Consider the following 20577-nt stretch of genomic DNA (forward strand, 5'->3'; position numbering starts at 1 on the left):
TATCAACTCATCTGTAAACTCAATACTTCACAATGAATCATTTGCTAATTCGTTCTTCAACTACCAGCCTGTGAATCTGCTTCGTTATCCCACCCGCTCACCTCCCGCAATTCTTCAAGCAATCCGATCAAACCGCACAACAAAAACGGCCAGCTTATAAGCTGACCGCCTGATACATCCTCTATCGCTTCGCTAACTTCCTCTCCTATTCCCCCAGGAAGCTCTTCACAATGAAGTCGAGCTGTCCCTCCAGAGAGATAGGGTCATTGTAATAGGAACCTTTTTCATTAATCCAATAAACGTGGTTGTTTTTAACGGCCGGCAGCGACTTCCACAGCTTGCTGTCATACACGACATTCGCATCGCCGTCATCCCAGCCCCAGTTGCTTGTGAAAATATAATCGCCAGCATATTCCGGCAATAATTCCAGCGTGAAATCCGCTCCAAAGTCGCTACCGTCGATCAGCTTATCTTGTATGATTTTTGGCGCCTTCAGACCCAGATCACCGTGAATGATTTCGCCGCCTCTGCCGCCTTTATTTCCCCAAGCATAGATGCCTTTCGCATAAGGCTGAAGAATCGAAACGGTTTTGTCTCCCACTACAGCTTGAATCTTTGGCTTCACTTCAGCAATTTTGGCATTCCATTCCTGTACCCATTGCTGAGCGAGCTCTTCCCGGCCCGTTATTTTACCAAATTCCATCAACAGCTCTGACGGCGTTCCCGCTCCATATTTCAGACGGACAACCGGTGCAATTCGCGCCAGCTTTTCATATTCGGCTTCATCGATATAATCAAATGCGATGATCAAATCCGGATTCAAATTCAGAATCGCTTCCGCACTGGGTTCTTCGCCCATATCGACAATATCATTCAGCTTGCCTTCGTGAAAAGGACTTTGCAGCGAATCACGCGTAGCCGCGACCGGCTTAATATCCAGCGCCAGCAGATTGCCAATTGCGCTTCCCGTCAGATCGATAATCCGCTTCGGATCGGCCGGAATCGTTACCGTTCCCTTGCCGTCTGTATAGGTTCTGGTAGCTGCAACTGCTTCAGTGGGCTTAGGTGTTTCTATATTTGTTCCCTGCGTTGTCCCCGTCACCGCTGCCCCGTTGCTGTTACCGCCGGATTGATTGTTGACGGAATTGGAAGGCGCCGAGCACGCACTAATTAACAAGGTTAAGCATAACAGCAATGTCGCTGTAGCCATTGATGTCGACTTATATACTCTATTCACTGATAACCCTCTCCTCTTGCCTAAATGATAATCGTTCTCGTAGTCATTGACACTATAGCACCGAGAATCAGCAGCAACAAGGGCAGATTTCATACGAAGTTTGGGCAATTCTGATACGGTCTGCTTTCCGTGGCATGCAGTTCTGAACTGAGTTGGAGTCATGCCATAGCTTTTTCTAAAGCTGCGGTTCAGTGTATGGGCATCCGGATAGCCGACAAGCTCAGCAACATGCTGCAGCGAAATATCCGTCTTACTCAAATAGGCCGCAGACTTCTCCATCCGTATGTGAGTCAAGTAGCGAATCGGGCTCTCACCCATTCTTTTCTTGAACAGCTTGGTCAAATAACTGACACTGCAATCAAACAGCTCTGCCACTGTCTCCAAGGAAAGAGGCTTCATATAATGATCATTCATATAACGAAGTACCTGCGCCAGCAGATCGGGATGAACAGGTCTTATCCCTTGGAGCTGCATCTGGGACAAAAGCTCATGTACAAATTGATAAAATAACGTCCTCGCATGAAAAGCATCCAATGGATTAAGCTTCATCCAATTCTCGTACATAGACCGAAGCTTCTCCAATATAGGCAAAGGATATTGAGGAACGAAGCTATACTGGCATAGAAACGGACTCTCCATTCCTATCAGCCCTTGCTGTCTCTTCGCCAGAGGCAGCATCATTACAGCCTTGTATAAGATGAGGTAATACTCGAATCGCTCTTCAGCTGTAATATGAAGTCGTGCGCCTCTTCCGCCATGCAAAATATAATTGCGGCTCATGAACTGCAATTTATCATCCAACTGCACCTGAGCAGAGCCTTGCTGTATATATAAAAATGCACTGGCTGGCAACCGGTATTCCGGCAGCTCCTCGCCGCTCTCCAGCGTCCCGCAGCGGATATCCAGCACCTTTATAGAAGCATGATTCCAATGCGCGATATGATCATTCACTTTCATTGCCGTTATCCATCCTCCTCTTGTAATGAGGCTATCACTCTATTATATTGATAACGATTCTCAACGTAAAGAAAAAGAAAGGAGAGCCCGAGTTAGTCGTTATTCAGAGGTTAATTCACTAATTGACCGCATATCACCAATCGATTACAATAATTTCAACTATTAGGAAAGTGAGTGATTTTCATGCAAATGCATAAACCCAACTCCACTATGTCCGTCTATAAGGTACGGAAGGGATAAATCGAATAATCCCTTCCGCAAAAATTAACCACGCGGAGGGAAATGCATGTCTTTTAGCTACTACGGTCCATTATGTACAGAGGTCTACGACCACACGAAGAAAGTCGGTCAATCCTTCAATGGAGATATCGAATATTACTATGAAAGGCTCAAGCATTGCGAAGGACGCATACTGGAGCCGATGGCGGGGTCTGGACGTGTCCTGATTCCGCTGCTAGAGCGCGAATTGCAGGTAGACGGGGTCGATTATTCACCCGAAATGCTGGCCTCCTGCCGGCAGCGGTGTGAGGAGCGCGGTTTGAAGGCAACTTTGCTTGAAGCCGATCTGCAGCAGCTGTCTTTGCCTGAACGTTATGAGGCTATCATTATTCCAGGCGGCTCTTTTTTACTGATTGAGAACCGAGAGCAATCGCTAAACGCCTTAAGACGTTTGTATGACCATCTTCAACCGGGAGGGCGCCTCCTGCTCGATCTTTTCCTGCCTGATACATCTTCTGATGGCAGCTGTTTTGGCGGGGATTCAACGTTCCACTTACCGGACGGGGATATCATTACGATGGAAGGCAAGCTTGTTGAATTCGATCTATTTCATCAATATAAAGTTTCCTATTTGAAATATGAGAAATGGCGAAACGGCGTACTGCTGCAAACGGAGCTTCAGCGATTGGCCATACGCTGGTACGGTGTTGAAGAATTTAAGCTTGTTTTGGAGAGTATCGGCTTCACTAATGTCGTCGTATCGGCTGATTTCGAATACGGCAAAGCTCCCAGCAGCAGCAATCAGAAATATGTGTATGAAGCTGTGAGAAAATAACAGATAATAAGCCGCCAACAATTTGGCGGCTTTTTCCATCGCTCTGCAACCATTATTTTAAACATTGGTCTCCATTTGCCCCATCAAGCAAAGCCAATAAGCAAAAGCCGATAATCTGTCGGCCTCATTCGATTACGACCCTTGTTAAACGCAGCTCCTGACTCGTACCTTTATTATTACTCGTGATGCCGCCTTGAACTGCGATCTGCTCGTATTGGCCCGAACCGCCTTTTACAAAAGTAAATTTTGCATCATGAGAGGGGGCGTACCATTCGCTCTCTTTACCATATATTAGCCGCAATGCACCGTCATTAGAGGGAGAAATAACCGCCGCATATAAGTTGCCTTTATCGCTTTTTATCGTAAATTGAATCTCTTCGTTCAGTTTATAAATCCCTTCAAAAACTTTAAGGTATTCATCACTAAGCGTAACCCGATGATCTAATTCAGCCGCTTTCACTTTATAATCTTGAATCAGAGGCCCTTCTAATTGGAGAGCAAGCTGATGCAGGTTATAGCAGTGGCTGCCCCGCTGCAGCTCCTCCATCAGATTGAATTTAAAGCATTGGTTGCTTTCATGAAAATCGTAAACATACACTTCCCTTTTCGAAAGGTCATATATATTTGAATATTGAGTAGCGTTTTCTCCCGTTTGCAAACAGCTTTGCAGCAAATTTTCAAACTCCGTAATAGACTGAGTATGCATTTCGCATAATGCAGAGTTAGCCGTATGATAAGCGTAACCTAACGTTTGATGGCTTTTGCCATAATCAATGTGGAGCTCTCCGTTCTCAAAACCGATAACGGCAGAAGCCCCCGTTCGATCTACATACATAACTTTGGCATTAGAAAAGGAGGGTTCGTTGTACCTTTCATACAGCTTAACAACTTGAGCCAGTGACGAGGCTTCCTCCACAATTTTCTCAGACAAATTTCCCGCAAAGTTATGCCTCTCAGGCGAAGGGAGCCACTCCTCCTCATATCCGGAAACCCAGTCAAAAAACAACCCTTGATCATTCATACCGCCCTGAGCCCAACCGTTGAAATAGCCAAAGTATACTCTTCCATATTTGCCGTTCTGAGGTGCAAGAAACCACACTTTTGTATGGGAATCTGAGTAGTCTTCATTGTTGCCTACCAGTGTGACCCCATCCTGCGTAGCTTTGAATATGGTACACATCTTACATCCCCCTCTTTCGTCATCATTCCAATTTTACCATAAATAGAAATATTAAGATTTTTTAAAACAACTAAAAAGCCGCTCCCCTTCAACTTGAAGAGGAACGGCTTTTTTACCGCGTAACCAATTAGGTTAAGGATGACTCTTTCAAAATCTCTTTGTTTTTCTCGAAAAACCGGGCATTGTGAGAAGACACACCGGCCATATCCGTCGCAGTCGGCTCCATGTAGAGTTTGGCGCTGTTCACCGCAAGCACCGCATCGTTAAACGCGCCGGCAATTAAACGGACCTTACTGCCATAGGTAATAAAGTCTCCGGCTCCGAAGATGCCGGGAATGCTTGTGCGCATTTTCGGATCAACCGTCAGGCCATAATCTTCCTTCTTAAGTCCCCATTTCAGCAGCTCGCCAAAATCACGGTCAAAGCCATGGCTAACGATCACTTCATCGACTTCAATGCGCTGAATCTCACCCGTCTCCGAATTCTCAAGCGCTACGCTGTCCAGCCGGTCGCCAGCACCGTACAACCGCGAGATATGGAAAGGCGTAATGACTCTCGCGGATGCTTTCATTTGGGCTACAGGCAGTTCATGCCCTGTAAAGTGATCCCGTCTATGAACAACAATAACTTCCTTAGCCAATGGAACAATTTCATTCGCCCAATCGACTGCCGAATCGCCTCCGCCCGAGATGAGCACAACTTTATCCTTGAATCGCGACAAGTCAGTCACCACATAGTGCAGGTTCGTCAGTTCATAACGGCTCGCGCCTTCCACGTCGAGCTTCTGAACCTGCGTCATTCCCCGCCCTGCACATAACAGAATCGTACGTGTGTAATGCCGCTCGCCCGTCTTTGCGGTTATGGCAAACACACCGTCATCGCCCCGCTCCATATGAGCGATTTCCTGGCCCAGCACAATAGTGGGATCAAACGTCTTCGCTTGTCTTTCCAGCTTATCGATCAGCACCTCGCAGCGAATGGGATCGACACCGCCCACATCCCATACCAATTTCTCAGGATAGGTGCGCATGAAGCCTCCCAATTCTTCCTTGGCATCGATTAATTTCGTGCGCATCGCTCTCATGCCGCTGTAGAAAGCCGCATACATGCCTGCCGGACCGCCGCCAACAATCGTTACATCATAAATATCATCCGTACTCATTATGGCACCAGCTTTTCTACAATATAGTCAATCAGCATGCTTGTTCCGATTGGACCTTTTGCTTGAATAAAGTCGTTGGTGCGGAGCGGGAATACGCCATTGTTTTTGACGGCGGCCAGATGCTTCCAAAGGGAGCTATCTTCCAATTCTTTCAACGAATCGGAGCTATCATAGTTTTCCATGCTTCTTTTTTCCAGAAATACATAATCCGGATTGATCTCAGGCAGCAGCTCTAAAGAAAGCGGCGTGAACCATTCCGTTGAATCTTTTATAAGATCAGGGCTTTTCAGTCCCAATGTTTCATAGAAAAACTTGCTGACATCATCTTCGGATTTCGGTCCCAGATAACGATAACGTCTTGGCTCCACTCGCAATACAAGCACCGTTTTATCACCGATAGCCTGATGAATCTTTTCTTTGGCTTCTGCCGCTTTCTTATCAAATTCAGCCAGCACCTTGTCCGATTCTGCTTTCTTATCAAATAGCTCCGCTAGCTTGGACATCGCTACATGCATACCGCTGTTCGCGTCTAACGCCACGGTTGGTGCGATTTTCGACAGTTCGTCATAGACGTTTTTCTCCATTCCCTGACCAGGAACGATAATCAGATCTGGCGACAGGCTGAGCAATTTCTCAAAATTGAAGTCATATTGCTGCGTTGTAATTAATTCAACGCCGTTCTTTTCCATGTAAGGCTTGCGGTAGTCCGGCTCAATTTCAGGAACGACGAGCGCATACTGCGGGGCTACTCCCATTTCAATTAAATACTCGGCATAGTTGGAGCTCGATACGAGCAGGTTTTTTGGTTTGACAGGAATCGTTACCTCTCCGAACATATCCTTCACTACTCTAGTCTCGCTTTGGTTAGCTGCAGGCGTTTCCTCTTTCACTTGCTCTTGATTTTGCTCTTGCTTCACAGGTGTGTTGGAGCAAGCAGCTGCAATGATTAGTATAAATACTGCCCCCAGCAGCAGCATGGAACGTTTGAACATGACGTATTCTCTCCTCTTGTTGATAATAATAATCACTATCAAAGATTATCAAATAAGAGGATGCCGTTCCATAGCAAATCGTGCCTATTCTATTGGATTATTGTGCGCTTCCTGCCGTGCTTCAGTCAGGCTAGACACAATCTGATTCAGAATGATGCTCTGCCCGGCGATTCCGCAGCCGTCTACCCAAATTCGAGTATCCGCATAGAAAACACGGCCGTTTCTGACCGCTCTTAAATTTGTCCAGCAGCTGCTTTCCATCAGCTTCTCCATATTTTCATCGGCGCTGAAGTTTTCCATGACGCGTTTCTCTACGAACAAATACTCCGGGTCGGCAGCAGCAAGCTGCTCCAGAGAACAAGGATTGAACCAAGCCTTGCCGGCCTTTAAAGAATGCGGAGGCATCAGCCCCAGCTTATGATACAGCAATTGAGACACGCCGCTGGAGTTCACGCCCAAATAGCGGTATCCGAAGGGCTCTACGCGCAGCACCATTACAGGAGCCTTAGCTTCAATTACAGCCTTTAACCGCTGCTGCGCTTCTTTCACTTCATTTGCCATTCGCTGCTGGCAGCTTTGTGCCTCCGCTCTTTTATCAAATAAATCGGCAAATCGGTCAAACAGCGGTGTAATATCGACCGGCAGTCCCGTTAGAACCGGTCCGATTGTGCGCAGTCTCCTCTTCATGTCCTCTGTTAAAAAATGTCCGACAATGAGTGCAGGCTCCGCTTGCTCAATCTGTTCAACAGGAATGATATATTGCGGCACTTCGAGAAGCTTCACTCCATGCTTGTGGAACAAGTCACGATGATGTTCGGATAACAGCAGCGGAGTTACCATTACAGCATGAGGTACGACACCTAATGCAATTAGCACTTCGGCGCAAAACGGCGATAAAGATATGATCTTACGCTGCTGCAGCGTTTTGACATAATTTTTCGGCGACACTCCTGTCAGATGTTTAAAGCGGCGGCTAAAATAATGAACATCCTCAAAGCCTGTTTTTCTCGCAATGTCCTGAGATTTCGCTGAGGTTAGCAGCAGCTCTTCCTGCGCGCGATAAATTCTGTAGGCTGCCAGATAGTCTGAGGGACGCTTGCCGCACCATTCACTAAACTTCCTGGAGTAATGCCAGGGGCTAATGCCCGCAATGTGTGCAAGCTGTTCCCGCGTTATGACCTCGTCATAATGCTCCTGAATATAGGCAACGGAGCGTAAAATGCCTTTTTTAGTCGTCTGCCGCTCATCCGGCTGCTGCTGGTACAAGCTTCTCAGCAATCCATACAAAAAGTATTGATGCTCAACGAGCATTCCGCTGTTCTGCTTCGGCTGCTCTTCGTTCAAGTAATCACTAATACCGGTTAAAAAACCGCCTGTTAATTGCACTTGTTGAAACGTATCCCCTGCAGGCACCTGCCATTCGAATGCTTCATTATTATTTATAGCGAAAGCATGGAATTGAATCTGCCAGCCTGCCAGATCCAAATTCCCGCCCTCGACAACCTCGATTACCGAGTTCGCCTCAACAGCGATTAACTGGCCGAATGCGGCATGTATCGATTGTCCGTTGATGTTCCACATCGCTTGACCGTCTGTAAGGAGAAGGAAGGCCGGACTAGGAAAATAATGAACTTCACCAGCAGCCATCCATTGATCCCCTAGTGGCTTCGTTGATTGCCATTGCGCAAACCACTGCCGCTCATCTTGTTGCCGTTCTATCGTGCTCACCCTTCCGTGTGGCGCATTCCATAACTTCTTTCCATATTACCACGAATAGATAATCGCTTTTTACCTGCGTGAAAAACGAAGGGCGATGACAGTCCGCTTTACAGCAGCCTGTAATCGCCCTCTATTTTCCAACCACTATTGGTTGTCTTCCTTACGCTTCACTGGAATGTAAATGTCCATTTCGAGCAGCGTATTCCGATCACGCCAGCATCGCTCGTCATAATATTCAAATTCCGCGGCACCCGCATGCTCATAGCCCGAGTGAGGGAACCATTCATTAAATATCGCCGACCACGTATTCTGAATCGAATCGGTAAAATGATCGAAATCCGCCTGAGGCGTCGTAAATACCGCATACGTCTGCTCCGGGTAGTGGCGGGTAACCGTTCCTTCGGGCGCTTCCGCTCCCTCTTTCGCTTCAACACCGATAATGTAGCTAAACTCTCCCTTTTCCATATCAAAATCATCACAAATTCCATATTCTGCATTTGAGCTAGCCTGTTCATAGAGACGTTTGCCCATTCCTTCTTGCATATAACGGCTCCAGAAAGCCGGAATGTCCCGATTGTTCTGACCATCTTCATTCCGGGTACGAATCGAATAGCCAATTACATTAAAACCTGGTTTCGTTACGATTTGATAATTCATCCGAATACCTCCTAAATAGGGATTAGATCTTCGCTCAAGCACATTCACTTTGTCATAGACAGGCGGGCGGATGCCTCGCTTTCTATATTCGCCAGGAGTTACTCCATACATTTTGCGAAAAGCGCGAATAAAGGTTTCCGGCGTGCCAAAGCCGTATTTTAGCGCGATATCCAATAGCTTATCGTCCGTATTGGCTACGCTGTACGCAGCATGCACCAGCCTGCGCTTGCGGACATATTCCATTGCGGGCAATCCTGCTACGGATTGAAATACACGGTGAAAATGAAATTCCGAGAAATTGGACAGCTTCGCCAAATCGGCAAATTTCAAATCCTCCTCCAGCCGGAGCTCGATTTCATCCACCACATGCTGAATAATACTCTCGTAAGTTGGCACCCGTTGACCTCCTTCTCTTCTACTCTATTATAGGTTGATGCAAACGAATGTTCTTGATCTTTCTTGCTCTATATGGAAAGAATAACACAAAGAGGGCTGCAGCAGTTTGCTTAATGGCAAGCTGCTGCAGCCCTCTGATCCGCTATCGGCAAGGTTTAATTTTCGATAATGATACTCTCCAATTTCAAATTCACCGGATTTGCAAGCGTGTCCCTGACAGGGCACTTACTTTCCAGAAACTGCACGAACTCTTCAACCTTCTCTCTCGGAGAATTGGTCTTGATCCGGAATGTATATCGGATATCGGAGTAGCCCGGACGAACCGGCGCTCTGTCGAAAAATCCATCCAGATCCAAGTCTCCTTCAACCTCTACACGGAAATCGTCAAGTTTCACACCAAACTTGGGCGCATATACTCTGGCAACGATAGCTTGGCATGCACCTAGTGACGCAAGCAGAGCCTCAACGGGATTCATTCCCGTATCCGTTCCTCCCAAGCTTGCAGGCTCATCGATAATGAGCTCGAATTGTCTAACATTCGTTTTTACTTTAACGCCATCCTGTAAATGCGCAGTTGCTTTGAACGTGTTAACAGCAGCCATCGTATAATCCCCTTTGTATGTATGAATTTTTATATAAAACCAACTTATCCACTATGTATTATGAGTATTATATAGTTGGTACTGCATGCTGTCAATCTGTATAGCTGTACGAATTGGATATACGCTAGGGCAGCGATGCAATGAGCTTGTTGCAGCTGCTGCTTGAATCAAAATGTAAAAGTGCAGGTGGTAAGCCGATTTTAAGGCGATTTATCGCATCAAAATGTAAAAGTGCAGGCGAATCAGCCTAAAAAGCGCCGATTCGGTGAAATTCGGTGATTTCAAATGCACTTTTACATTTTGATGGCCTTTTTGACCGATTTAGGGCTCATCAACATGCACTATTGCATTTTGTTTCTGTTGGCAGGGCAGGATGGCATGCGTAGAGCGGGTCTCTGCTCAATTGAAAAAGAGCAGTGGCAGCCTGCTTATCAGCAACCTGCCACTGCCCCAAATTCATTTCAACCTTCTACTGGTTCAACGCGACAATGACGCGGGAGACGTTGGCTCCGCCTAGACCGCCATTGACTTTGATCGTGTTATTCGCCCCCGCATTCAGATTAACCAGGCGAGTGACTTGACCGGTATACGTGCCCCAGCCGCCCGTTCCAGGCAGTGTGACCGAGTAACCATTCCCTGTCGTGTCACCGCTCGTATTAATCTTAAATGTAGTGGAAGTATCCGCGGAAGCATAGACCAGAGTTACACTAGCTTGGCCGCCCGTGCCTCCATTAACGCCAGTCAGCTGGAAGTAAGAGCCCGCAATGTGCAAATTCTCAATATTGCCTCCTGAACGAGTCGCCCCTCCGCCGAAAGTTACATTGCTGCCGCTCATCGGATATTCGGTCTGCGTCACCGTTTGCGGCTTCAGCGATACGCTGACGCTGGACACGTTGGCCCCGCCCATGCCGCCGCTAAGCTTAATGGTGTTAGCCGTTCCCGGGTTCAAATCAATCAAACGGCTGGTCTTGCCCGTGTAATTGCCCCAGCCTCCGGTGCCAGGCAGAGCAAGGAAATAGCCGTCCCCAGCCGTATCGCCGCTGGCATCTACCTTAAAGGCTGTTCCAGCATCGCCGGAAGCGTAATTTACGGTTACCAGCGCTTTCCCGCCTGGACCGCCGTTGATTCCGCTCAACTGGATGTAGGAGCCAGAGGTATGCATATTCTCAACATTGCTGCCTGGTCTTGTCGCTCCGCCGCCAAACGTTACATTGCTTGCAGTCATCGCATAATCGGTCTTCTGTGTATATTCCGAATAGTTCTGATTAACGAGGTCATAATACTTCGTTTCGGTAGCATGGGAGCGCGGCCCGACTGCCGGAACGCCGTCCGTCGTCTGAACAACTTTCTGGATCGTGCCGTCTGTGTTGAAATACAAACGGTCTACGCATACGGAACGCAGTGTACCGTTCGAGGAAATTTCGCCGTTGTGGTAGAACATATACCAATTCCCTTTGTATTCTACGATCGAACCATGCGAAGTTCCGCTATTCTTGACAGGATCCAGAATGACGCCCCGGTTCGTCCAAGGACCAAGCGGGTTGCTGCTCGTTGCATAACGCATCTGATTGCCGCTTGGATTATTGTCAGAATACATCAAGTAATAGATGCCGTTCCGCTTAAACACCCAGCTTGCCTCATGGAAATCTGTCAGCCCAGTGAACTGTTGGAGCGGCCCATCCAGCGACATCATGTTGCTGGCAAGCTTGGCTCCATAGCTGTTGCCGCCTCCGCCGCCATACAGATAGTAGCTTCCATCATCATCCTTGAACACTGCAGGATCAATAAAGCTATTGCCCGGCAGGCCGTTTATATAACCTTGAACGGTGAAATCCGAGGCCGGCTTGTTGCTTGTCGCCACTCCGATTTTCCAAGTGTTATTCCAGTCTGTACCGCTCGGATGAGGGAAATAGAGGTAGTAGGTTCCGTCCTTATATGCAGCGTCAGGAGCCCACATAAAGCCGCCCTCAGGACGTCCCCAAGACACGTCATCAGCGCTTAATATTTCACCCTCGTCTACCCAATCGACCATATTATCCGAGGAGAAGACATGATATTTATCCATCAAATCGCTGCCTCTGGACGGGAAAATATCATGCGACGCATACACATAAATACGTCCGTCATTCCACACATGCGCAGAAGGGTCAGCGGTAAAAATACTTGTAAAAATAGGATTGCCTGACATGGTGACGGGATCAGCAGCTGATGAAGAGAACCTGAATCCGATTAACATGGACAGCAGCAGCGCTCCTGACAAAAACAGATTCATAACCTTTTTTTTCATTAGTGTTACCTCCCCATTACTAGTTTTCCGGAATACGATTCCGGTTGACAACTACAGCAGGCCTTCTAGGTATAGACATGAATAGCGTCTATTCGTCAATTTCCACCCCCTGCAATCAACATGTAAAAATTGTAAATGAGCAACGCATCAATAGTGTACAGCAAATGAAAGCGCTTTTATAGTGAGGCATTTATAAACTCTCTGAGTCATTATTAGCCGGTAGACGAGGCCGGGATGGAAGAATCCGCGTTGCAGCAGGCAATTGCTTCAGAACTAATTATTTTACCGCATAAAAAAAATACCGCCCAAGCATATTCTGCTTGAAGCGGTGCAAATAATTCCTATGCAATTTACCTTATATAGGATTTCGCCGCTCTAACAACAAATACGCCGGTGGCACTATTTAAATTGCATAACCCAATACTGCTCCCCGTGATTGCCTTCTTCAATGACTTTTTTCCAGCCGTTACTTTCGTAGAACTTCAAGGCTCTATGATTTTCAGATACACATTTAAGCCTTAACGGTTTGTTCATTTTTTCGGCTGCATGATGGAGCAGTTTAGCTCCCACACCCTTACCGGTATAGTCTGGATGGACGAATAAGTTATGAATGAAATCTTCCGGCAAGTATAGAGAGGAGAATCCAAGGATACGGGAATTTTCTTCGGCTAAAATAATGACTTCCTCAACCGTATCCCGATCAAAATCCTCCAGCGTCATCTCCTTGCTGTTCGCCCAGTGAAAGTTCATCTTACGCGATTCCAAATAGATCTTTCTCAGCTCTGGATAGTCTTTTTCGCTAGCTTCTCTAACAATCATCGTAGTTCTCCTAACTCGTTTTTCGTCTAGTTATGTGTTCATATCCGTTAGCGCCGGGATATTAATTTCTTTCACGCATGCAGCTTTGGATAAACTGACCACGCATTTTACAAGAGCAACGATATCCTGAAGCGGAATACGTGTCCCATTATAGGCGGAAAGTGCCCGTTCGCTTCCCTCTTCGTAAGGAATTTCAGCGGCCAATTCACCGGGGTTAATACAGGTAACAGCGATGCTGTCTTGTCTCGTATGCTCTCTCAAGGCCTCTGTAATGCCGCGAATCGCGAATTTGGATGCGACAAAAGCAACCTGGGTACTGTTTGCATTATTCAAACCAGCGGTCGAGCCAATTAGAATGATTTTTCCGGCTGTCGATTTTCGAAGAGCGGACAGTAATGCCTGAACACATACAATGGTAGAAGTCACATTCACATGAATAAGCTGGCTTATATCGGCGGGCTCATCCTTATCAAACGTATAGTGATCCTCAAAGCCCTCCTTTTCCCAAATGCCAACATTATATATGAGAACGTCCAGTGTCTCGTCACGCAATTGATCGGCAACAACTGCAGCGGCATCTAGTTCAGACAAGTCTGCCTGTATCCATATACGTTGTACACCATCCTTCAAATCCAAGCTTGCAGGTTTACTGCGGGACACCACCCACACCTTATCGCCTTGCTGAGGCACACCTCTGACGAATGCATCTCCCAAGCCTTTACTAGCACCAAACACAACATATGTTTTCATAGGTTAAAAGCCCTCCTAATTTGTCTATTGAGCATTCCTTAATGTGAGGAAGGTATTACACTTCTTTGTTTGAAGCCAAGCTTCCACCTCAAAGATCGTATCAGCATACCGCAAATTCATAAAGAACGTTTCAAACTGTACTCCAGCCAGTCTAACTTCCCAAGATATCCGCTTGCCAATGCCACGTTCCAGTATGCCTGCGGCATTGATTGCGATTTATTATAGCCAGAGATAAAGGCCAGGAATTTATCTTTATCTATTTCCCCACACTCATTCTCAGACCAATGCATTGCGGTTTCAATTAAGTCTTGTTTATAACCTGCCAATTCCCAATCAATAATAATCGGAGAATCTTGATTCCACATCACATTTTTAGAGTCTAAATCTCCGTGACTAATAACTAGTTCAGAGGATAACCACTTTGTAGCCTCAATTGCCCTATAGTCTCTACTTTCCCTGAATTATCGGCACATAAATATCAGCGTTATTAAAATTCTGCTGTTCTCCAAATTTGAATACTTCAAGCGCAAGCGCCAACGTATTATTTTTCAGATCATTTTCTTTCAAAAACGTTCTTATTAGCACATACGGGTCCTGATCCACAGCTCTCACCTTGGCGTAAGATTGACTGTCTACAGTGAAGCCGACCATGCCTTTCGGAACCTCCTCAATCGTTTCTACTTCCATACAATAGATATATGTAAAAAGTACATCATTCGCAAAATGAGGACACACATACTGATGTTCATTCAAAACTCTTTTAATTTCACTCTTTCTTTCCAGAAATAATCGATTTGCTTCGTTAATGCTTTCCTGATCAAATCTTTTAAAAACATTCGTTACGGGAACGCCAATAAAATGCTTCGCCTCAAGAGTCACAATCTCAATTTGATTGTTCTGCATATGAACCTCTCTCCTCGCTACTGAGTTAGAATACTATGATCGTTATTTAATTTTAAATATATGGATATTTTACTAAATACAATAAACGAGCACTATCATCTATTTGCCAAAAAAACACCGCTAGAGCTATGCACACTCCAGCGGTGCCGAGTCATCAGACCGTAAGCTCCCGCTCCTGCTTCTGCTTCAGCTCCACGAGCAGCGCGTGCAATTGCTCTGTCGCGAGTCCGTGCAGCACTAATCGGAATCCGGCTCTCAGCGTCGTCAGCGGCACCATCGGATGCTTGTTGTTAATGAGCGCAAGCCGGTCGTTGCTGCCGATGATTTTCGAAGCGAGTATGCCTATTGTTTCATCTAACTGCAAGGAATTGGTCGCCCGCCAGAAGTCATTATCGGTCAGGAACAACTGGTACACCGGCGTGAAGCACTCAATTGCCGTCGTAAGATCCACAAAGTTTGTCCAGCGCTTCGGCATGGGCTCAATTGGCAAAGGTGTAGACGTAATGGCAGAGAAGTTCAGACGTTCCTGCTTGGTTACCTCAATCCCTTTATCCAGCAGTTCTTTATTCAAGTTAATAACGAAGTTGTACAGGTTCAAATCATGAATAAGGAATAAATCATCCTTCACCGGTTCCAGATTGGTCGGTTTAAGCGGGTTCATCGTTATATTGACGCCCGGCACATTGTCGCGAATGAACTGCAGCACCTCCGATCCGAGATAGAAGTGGCGTAAAATCATATAGTTGGCGCTTGGACTGACGAACGTTTTCATGCCCCAGTGCAGTACCCGGTGCAGCAGGCGGGATGACGTGAGCGCCTTTGGTACGATGATCTTGTACATTTGCAGCAGTATGATCATAAGACGGGCAAGCGGACGAAGCAGCGGAAGCAGAAACTGACGCGACCTGCTTGAGCAATCCTTTAAATAGGCGGCCTTTGCTTCTTCATTGAATGGAATGCTCCGATCGAGATAGATGGCAAGAAAAGGATTCGGGTCGTCACGGTCATGCGCCATATTGCGAAAAAAATCCGCCTCGCTCATACGTTATTCAGCTCCTCTAATTGCAGCAAATAGAGCCGTGCTGTCGTCTTCGCCGTCTTGACGATGCGGTCAGCGATGTCGGCCGTTAGCAGCGGATGCTGCACGACCGTCTCCAGCCGCTCGAAGTGCAGCTCGTCGGAATCGCTATGATAGAGCAAGAACGATACTTGCTCGTCGTCCAGCCCCAGCTGATTGCGAATCATTTCTCCCCAATAACGGGCCATCCGGCAGCCGAGTCCCTCGATAATCCACATAGCGCCGATGAGGTCGACAGGGTTGTCGCGGCTCGCACGCTGGAACAGGTAGGCCGACAACGCCTCGCTGCCGATGATTTTTCTCCCCTGATTGAATAGCTGCCAGCTCTCCCCCGACTGCTACATAATTACGTTCTAGAATTTCAAAATCACGATGCTCGTCTCTCGCATGAGCAATGAACGTTGACCGCAGATCGATATGCTCAATTGGAATGTAGGATGCTGCACGCGCGATCCATTGTGAGCCGTCAATGACTTGCTGGCGAATATTTTCCATCAGCGATTTATAGTCGGTTATCGTGAATTTTCCGTGATACAGCTTATAAATAATCGGCACGCGGGCCAGCTTCTGCTCGAAGTCGATCCATACGTGCACAAGCTGGCGAACGAGGTGAGCTTGCACATTATTCGTGCTGTCGTATTTCAAATGCGGCGCTTCCGGCTCCCGATCCTCGAAAGGCGCCTGAAGCACCTCTTCCTTAGAACCAACAACTGTCATCAGCATATACGAGGTCTGGAACCGGCCGCTCTCTGGCACCATGCACAGTACGCGCTCGCCAGGTGAAAGCTTGCCGCTGCCAAGCAGCTCCTCCAGCATAATGTAGATCGATGCCGCTCCTGTATTGCCTCGCGTGTACAGATTGGTGAACCATTTCTCTTCTGGAATCGTTAAGCCGCCAAGCCTCAGCAGACGGAATATTTCGTCACGGAAGAAGTGCGAGGAATAATGGCATACCATCCAATCGATTGAAGCCGGATCAACAGCGCCTTCCTCCACAAGCTCGAAGAAGCGGTCCACTCCCACCTTCGGCATTTCATTCACAAGCCGGATATCCTGCTTCAGATTAACCGCGCCATCATCGGCTGCTTCATGTATCGTCCGGTAATCCTGCCAGCTGGCATGTTCCTTGTTGTCCTTGTTGCTCCCTGCGTACATGCATACGTCATAGCTATTGGCATAGGATTTGTTGTCGATCCACTCGATGCGCAGCGACAAGCCGCTAGGGGCAGGACAATTTTGCAAAATAGCCGCTCCAGCGCCATCCGACAGCATGAAACGGAGAAAGTCGGTATCGAATGGCACCGGGCTGTCCTGGTACGCCTGCTGCGCTTCGAATCGCGTATGCTTGAAGACGCGGCTGGGAAACTCGCTGGCGCAAGATATCGCTACACGGCTCTCGCCAGACAGCACTTGCAGATAAGCATTCTTCATCGCCTGCATCCCGCTGGCACATATCCCGTGATGGGTTGCGATTTCCATGACGGGCAGTCCCGTCTCCGCATGGACCATACTCGCAAAGCCGGGGACAAGAAGGTCTCCCTGTGTCGTGCCCACTGCTAGAAAGTCGATGTCACGCTCGCTTGCGTTAGGATTGCGATCCAGCGCATCGCGAATGGCCAATGCTGCCATCTCGGCATTGCTGTACAAGCTGCGCTGTTCCTTGTCGATGGCATAATGGCGGTAACGGATTTTATTTTGCTCAAGGATGCGTCTCATGGACTTGGAGCTCTTGCCGTTGATTCTGCCCAGGTAGTCTTCAATCTCTTCATTGCCGATTGGCTCTCCCGGCAGAAACTTCCCCATGCTTGTCACATATACGTTGTTCATCCGGCAAACCTCCTATAGGATATGGTATATACCCCATAATCGCCCATGAAGCACTCCGCGGATAGTTCCAACTTTTTATAGTACTAGTGCACCCTGCTTCTCTTATGAAAAAGAAGCCAGACAAGGTGCTGCGGCCCCTCATTCTGGCTTCCTGCCAATTTCCATCCACATCCTCGAACAGCGTCCACAGCTAACCCGCTTTATGTACTTACACGCTGTACGCGCTTCCCTCCGGTAAACAATGTAAGCCCAAAGCACAGAAGCAGGATGAATCCAGCAACTACATAAGGGAAGTTCAAATTCACATCGAATAAAATACCCGCTGCTATCGGTCCTATAATATTGCCAAGGCTGGTAAAGGAAGAATTAAGCCCTGCCACATATCCCTGCTGCTCTTGGGCGACCATGGACATTTGTGTGCTGATAGCCGGTCGCAACAGATCAATAGCTAGAAATATAACGAAAGTAACTGCAAAGATCAGCCAGTACTGTTCGACTAATAACGTTAATAGGACGAACACCCCTGCAGCGAGCAGGCAAAGCGTAATGACCAGCTTTTCGCCAAAACGGTTCATGAGCCATCCGAAAATCGTTAGCTGAATAACCGCGCCGCCAATGGAGGCAAAAGTGAAAATGAAGGCAATATCCTTCGGTGTGAAACCGAACTTGTGATCAACGAACAGTCCGAACACGGCTTCATAATTAGCAAGTCCAAACGACATAACGAACACAATAATTAAGCTGATAAAATACGGCTCACGATAAGAGAAACGCAACTGCTGAAGCAGACTTCTTTTCGGTGTGGAATTAGACATTTCGTTATGGTTATCACCTTTCGCAATAGAAGGCAGCGATTCCGGCAAGATAATCATCGTCAGAACTGCAGCAACCAGACCGGCAGCTCCCGCAGCAAAGAACGGCACGCGAATACCGAACTCCGCAATAAAGCCTCCGATGCCAGGAGCAATGATGTAGCCTGTGGAGATTGAAGCATTAATAAAGCCCATCCCTTTGGCACGCTCTTCCTCCGTCGTGATATCTGCCGCGTAGGCCATGACAGCAGGCATGATGAGCGCACCGCTAACGCCTCCCATCATCCGGGACACAAACAGCAGCAGAGCAGAATCCGCTAATCCGAATATGACCTCCGCACAGGCGAAGACCAGCATTCCAGCGACAATAATGCGCTTGCGCCCGAAGGAATCGGACAGCCGCCCTGCCAGCGGTGAGAAGACCAGCTGTGTGAATGCAAAGGAGGCGACAAGCAAGCCGGCAATGCTTCCGTTAACGTCCAGCATCGTAATGTATTTAGGAATTACAGGTATGACCAGACCAATCCCGGCAAAGACCAAAAACAAGTTAAACATCAGAAGCAGCATAACGCCCCTATTTTTAAATAATAAAGCCATCCTCTGTTGCCTCCACCTAGCGCCAAGTTTCATCACAACCCACTTAATAAACATAAACATATAAAAAGTATGATGTAAATGTAATACACATACTTTTTAGTGTCAATATAAACTTTATAAATAAATATGTTTATTATATAGGTTGAGCAAATGGATGTGTGCTAGCGGATGGAGACGATGAAATAGAGGGTTCGGTAAAACTAGCTAGAGCCGCTTACACGGGGACCTATCTTATGGTTGTGAATAATTGGATAGCTGACCCTGCTCTTCCTTGCTCTTTTTATGTTCAATGTGATGAAATCCCCATCCGCACATGTCATTAAGAACAGTACTGAGTGTTTGTCCGTGCTCAGAAATGAAATATTCAACTTTAGGCGGGATCTCCTGATAGACCCTTCGGATGATCATGCCATCGCGCTCCAGCTCACGAAGCTGGCTGGTAAGCATCCCTTGGGTTATTGTTGGAATCATCCGCCTCAGCTCTCCGAATCGCTTAGTGCCTTCATTCAGCAAAATATATAAGATAATCGGCTTCCACTTCCCTCCAATGACCTGGAGAGTGGCCGTGACTCCATTTATTAAAAACGAATTGCTTACATCTTCGGACATCGGCGATCCCTCAATTACTAGTTTTTTTGAGTACATTTAGAATACTGTTATTGTAACAAACGTGCGGTGGTTAACCAATATACGCAGAAAAGACGTACTTAGTACGCTTTACCATACTAGACGGGGGCCCAGCAAGGATCTAAGGTACATTTAACCCGACTTAGTATGAAAAAACGGCGTACTTTACAGGAATTGATTCCTCAACAATAATGGAGCAGTCAAGCGCTGACATCATCTTGTAGAGAGAGGAAGATTTGCATGAAAACTTTAGTTATCGTTACCCATCCGTCCCTGGATCAGTCCCGAGCCAACCGTGCTCTTATTGATGAATTAAGTCAGCATAACAACATTGATGTTCACAACCTTTACGAGGAATACCCAAATTTGGACATCAACATCGAGAAAGAACAGCAGCTGTTGAGCCAATATGACCGTGTCGTGCTTCAATTTCCTTTGTTTTGGTACAGTACACCGCCACTGCTCAAAAAATGGTTTGATGAGGTATTAACGTACGGATGGGCGTATGGAACAGGCGGCGATAAACTACAAGGCAAGGAGTTCATCGTGGCAGTAACAGCAGGCGGCAGCGAACATAATTATCGTTCAACCGGCCACTATGAGTTCACGATCAACGAGTTCTTAAGACCTCTAGAGATAAGCATCAAATATACCGGCGCCGTCTACTTGCCTGCCTTTGTTATATACGACACTCTGGAAGCCACGGATGACCAGTTGAAATCGGAAGCACTCAAGTATGCGGAACATATCCGTGCGTCTGCAGATGTACTTGTTGAGAATGTAAAAGCCTCTTAAGTATAGGCAGAGCAAATCCGTTCACTATTAAATAGAAAGCATAGCAGCAAGACCGCTATAAGCTGCACTAGCTTATAGCGGTCTCTTCGCGTCTCACGGCCTTTAGACTTCACGATCAGGATCAGG

19 protein-coding genes are annotated in these 20577 nt (G+C 47.0%); 2 read left to right on the forward strand and 17 right to left on the reverse strand.

The annotated features are described in order from the left end of the window. Positions 1-205: 205 nt before the first annotated feature. Positions 206-2194 carry an AraC family transcriptional regulator gene (locus TY10_RS20525; RefSeq protein ID WP_042167598.1) on the reverse strand — a complete coding sequence of 663 codons (1989 nt, stop codon included), beginning with the start codon at positions 2192-2194 and terminating at the stop codon, positions 206-208. A gap of 286 nt (positions 2195-2480) precedes the next feature. On the opposite strand from TY10_RS20525, the gene TY10_RS20530 reads away from it, so the two are divergent. Then, complete coding sequence (locus TY10_RS20530; protein WP_042167602.1) at positions 2481-3248, forward strand: class I SAM-dependent methyltransferase; 768 nt, start codon at positions 2481-2483, stop codon at positions 3246-3248. Positions 3249-3372: 124 nt separating this feature from the next. Here TY10_RS20530 and TY10_RS20535 read toward each other — a convergent pair whose 3' ends face one another. The 16 genes from TY10_RS20535 to TY10_RS20605 all read right to left on the reverse strand — a co-directional run bounded on the left by TY10_RS20535 (position 3373) and on the right by TY10_RS20605 (position 19638). Then, entirely contained in the window at positions 3373-4428 is a 1056-nt protein-coding gene (locus TY10_RS20535; RefSeq protein WP_042167606.1) for a C45 family peptidase, read from the reverse strand. Positions 4429-4555: 127 nt separating this feature from the next. Then, positions 4556-5590 carry an NAD(P)/FAD-dependent oxidoreductase gene (locus TY10_RS20540; protein WP_042167607.1) on the reverse strand — a complete coding sequence of 345 codons (1035 nt, stop codon included), beginning with the start codon at positions 5588-5590 and terminating at the stop codon, positions 4556-4558. Then, positions 5590-6582, reverse strand: a complete 993-nt coding sequence (locus tag TY10_RS20545) for an ABC transporter substrate-binding protein (RefSeq protein WP_052350669.1) — start codon at positions 6580-6582, stop codon at positions 5590-5592. The genes TY10_RS20540 and TY10_RS20545 overlap by 1 nt, the downstream gene beginning before the upstream one ends. A gap of 84 nt (positions 6583-6666) precedes the next feature. After that, on the reverse strand, positions 6667-8310 hold the full coding sequence (locus TY10_RS20550) for a helix-turn-helix domain-containing protein (protein ID WP_238327826.1): 1644 nt from the start codon (positions 8308-8310) through the stop codon (positions 6667-6669). Between the two features lie 135 nt (positions 8311-8445). Next, positions 8446-9354 (reverse strand): AraC family transcriptional regulator, encoded by a 909-nt coding sequence (locus TY10_RS20555; protein WP_042167611.1) that lies wholly within the window; start codon positions 9352-9354, stop codon positions 8446-8448. A gap of 155 nt (positions 9355-9509) precedes the next feature. Then, complete coding sequence (locus TY10_RS20560) at positions 9510-9956, reverse strand: OsmC family protein (RefSeq protein ID WP_042167613.1); 447 nt, start codon at positions 9954-9956, stop codon at positions 9510-9512. A 469-nt stretch (positions 9957-10425) separates the two neighbouring features. Next, positions 10426-12243: a family 43 glycosylhydrolase gene (locus tag TY10_RS29475; protein WP_063510454.1), complete on the reverse strand. Its 1818-nt coding sequence runs from the start codon at positions 12241-12243 to the stop codon at positions 10426-10428. A 399-nt stretch (positions 12244-12642) separates the two neighbouring features. Further along, a complete protein-coding gene (locus TY10_RS20570; RefSeq protein WP_042167615.1) occupies positions 12643-13062 on the reverse strand; it encodes a GNAT family N-acetyltransferase in 420 nt (139 codons plus the stop codon). Between the two features lie 30 nt (positions 13063-13092). Next, the gene (locus tag TY10_RS20575) at positions 13093-13812 is read right to left on the reverse strand and encodes an SDR family NAD(P)-dependent oxidoreductase (RefSeq protein WP_042167617.1); all 720 of its coding nucleotides are present in this window, start codon (positions 13810-13812) and stop codon (positions 13093-13095) included. 116 nt (positions 13813-13928) lie between these two features. Next, positions 13929-14246, reverse strand: a complete 318-nt coding sequence (locus TY10_RS20580; protein ID WP_081735388.1) for a phosphotransferase — start codon at positions 14244-14246, stop codon at positions 13929-13931. 13 nt (positions 14247-14259) lie between these two features. Then, positions 14260-14715 (reverse strand): GyrI-like domain-containing protein, encoded by a 456-nt coding sequence (locus TY10_RS20585; protein WP_042167619.1) that lies wholly within the window; start codon positions 14713-14715, stop codon positions 14260-14262. A 154-nt stretch (positions 14716-14869) separates the two neighbouring features. Next, entirely contained in the window at positions 14870-15757 is an 888-nt protein-coding gene (locus TY10_RS20590) for a DUF6999 family protein (RefSeq protein WP_042167622.1), read from the reverse strand. Further along, entirely contained in the window at positions 15754-16011 is a 258-nt protein-coding gene (locus TY10_RS31080; RefSeq protein WP_238327833.1) for a hypothetical protein, read from the reverse strand. The genes TY10_RS20590 and TY10_RS31080 overlap by 4 nt, the downstream gene beginning before the upstream one ends. After that, positions 15902-17620, reverse strand: coding sequence for a beta-ketoacyl-ACP synthase III (locus tag TY10_RS20595; protein WP_202903211.1), 1719 nt, complete (start codon positions 17618-17620; stop codon positions 15902-15904). Before TY10_RS20595 ends, TY10_RS31080 begins: the two co-directional genes overlap by 110 nt. Before the next feature lie 200 nt (positions 17621-17820). After that, positions 17821-19029 (reverse strand): MFS transporter, encoded by a 1209-nt coding sequence (locus TY10_RS20600; RefSeq protein ID WP_042167625.1) that lies wholly within the window; start codon positions 19027-19029, stop codon positions 17821-17823. Positions 19030-19260: 231 nt separating this feature from the next. Beyond that, complete coding sequence (locus TY10_RS20605; protein WP_042167627.1) at positions 19261-19638, reverse strand: winged helix-turn-helix transcriptional regulator; 378 nt, start codon at positions 19636-19638, stop codon at positions 19261-19263. A 258-nt stretch (positions 19639-19896) separates the two neighbouring features. On the opposite strand from TY10_RS20605, the gene TY10_RS20610 reads away from it, so the two are divergent. Next, positions 19897-20451, forward strand: a complete 555-nt coding sequence (locus TY10_RS20610) for an NAD(P)H-dependent oxidoreductase (protein ID WP_042167629.1) — start codon at positions 19897-19899, stop codon at positions 20449-20451. Positions 20452-20577: the final 126 nt, after the last annotated feature.

It is taken from the genome of Paenibacillus gorillae (assembly GCF_000513275.1).
Classification (GTDB): domain Bacteria; phylum Bacillota; class Bacilli; order Paenibacillales; family Paenibacillaceae; genus Pristimantibacillus; species Pristimantibacillus gorillae.

What these genes read in the sequence shown, in the direction of transcription:
- TY10_RS20525 (WP_042167598.1), bottom strand. Translation starts at nt 2,194, where the DNA reads ATGAAAGTGAATGATCATATCGCGCATTGGAATCATGCTTCTATAAAG.
- TY10_RS20530 (WP_042167602.1), top strand. Translation starts at nt 2,481, where the DNA reads ATGTCTTTTAGCTACTACGGTCCATTATGTACAGAGGTCTACGACCAC.
- TY10_RS20535 (WP_042167606.1), bottom strand. Translation starts at nt 4,428, where the DNA reads ATGTGTACCATATTCAAAGCTACGCAGGATGGGGTCACACTGGTAGGC.
- TY10_RS20540 (WP_042167607.1), bottom strand. Translation starts at nt 5,590, where the DNA reads ATGAGTACGGATGATATTTATGATGTAACGATTGTTGGCGGCGGTCCG.
- TY10_RS20545 (WP_052350669.1), bottom strand. Translation starts at nt 6,582, where the DNA reads ATGTTCAAACGTTCCATGCTGCTGCTGGGGGCAGTATTTATACTAATC.
- TY10_RS20560 (WP_042167613.1), bottom strand. Translation starts at nt 9,956, where the DNA reads ATGGCTGCTGTTAACACGTTCAAAGCAACTGCGCATTTACAGGATGGC.
- TY10_RS29475 (WP_063510454.1), bottom strand. Translation starts at nt 12,243, where the DNA reads ATGAAAAAAAAGGTTATGAATCTGTTTTTGTCAGGAGCGCTGCTGCTG.
- TY10_RS20570 (WP_042167615.1), bottom strand. Translation starts at nt 13,062, where the DNA reads ATGATTGTTAGAGAAGCTAGCGAAAAAGACTATCCAGAGCTGAGAAAG.
- TY10_RS20575 (WP_042167617.1), bottom strand. Translation starts at nt 13,812, where the DNA reads ATGAAAACATATGTTGTGTTTGGTGCTAGTAAAGGCTTGGGAGATGCA.
- TY10_RS20585 (WP_042167619.1), bottom strand. Translation starts at nt 14,715, where the DNA reads ATGCAGAACAATCAAATTGAGATTGTGACTCTTGAGGCGAAGCATTTT.
- TY10_RS20590 (WP_042167622.1), bottom strand. Translation starts at nt 15,757, where the DNA reads ATGAGCGAGGCGGATTTTTTTCGCAATATGGCGCATGACCGTGACGAC.
- TY10_RS31080 (WP_238327833.1), bottom strand. Translation starts at nt 16,011, where the DNA reads ATGTGGATTATCGAGGGACTCGGCTGCCGGATGGCCCGTTATTGGGGA.
- TY10_RS20595 (WP_202903211.1), bottom strand. Translation starts at nt 17,620, where the DNA reads ATGAACAACGTATATGTGACAAGCATGGGGAAGTTTCTGCCGGGAGAG.
- TY10_RS20600 (WP_042167625.1), bottom strand. Translation starts at nt 19,029, where the DNA reads ATGGCTTTATTATTTAAAAATAGGGGCGTTATGCTGCTTCTGATGTTT.
- TY10_RS20605 (WP_042167627.1), bottom strand. Translation starts at nt 19,638, where the DNA reads ATGTCCGAAGATGTAAGCAATTCGTTTTTAATAAATGGAGTCACGGCC.
- TY10_RS20610 (WP_042167629.1), top strand. Translation starts at nt 19,897, where the DNA reads ATGAAAACTTTAGTTATCGTTACCCATCCGTCCCTGGATCAGTCCCGA.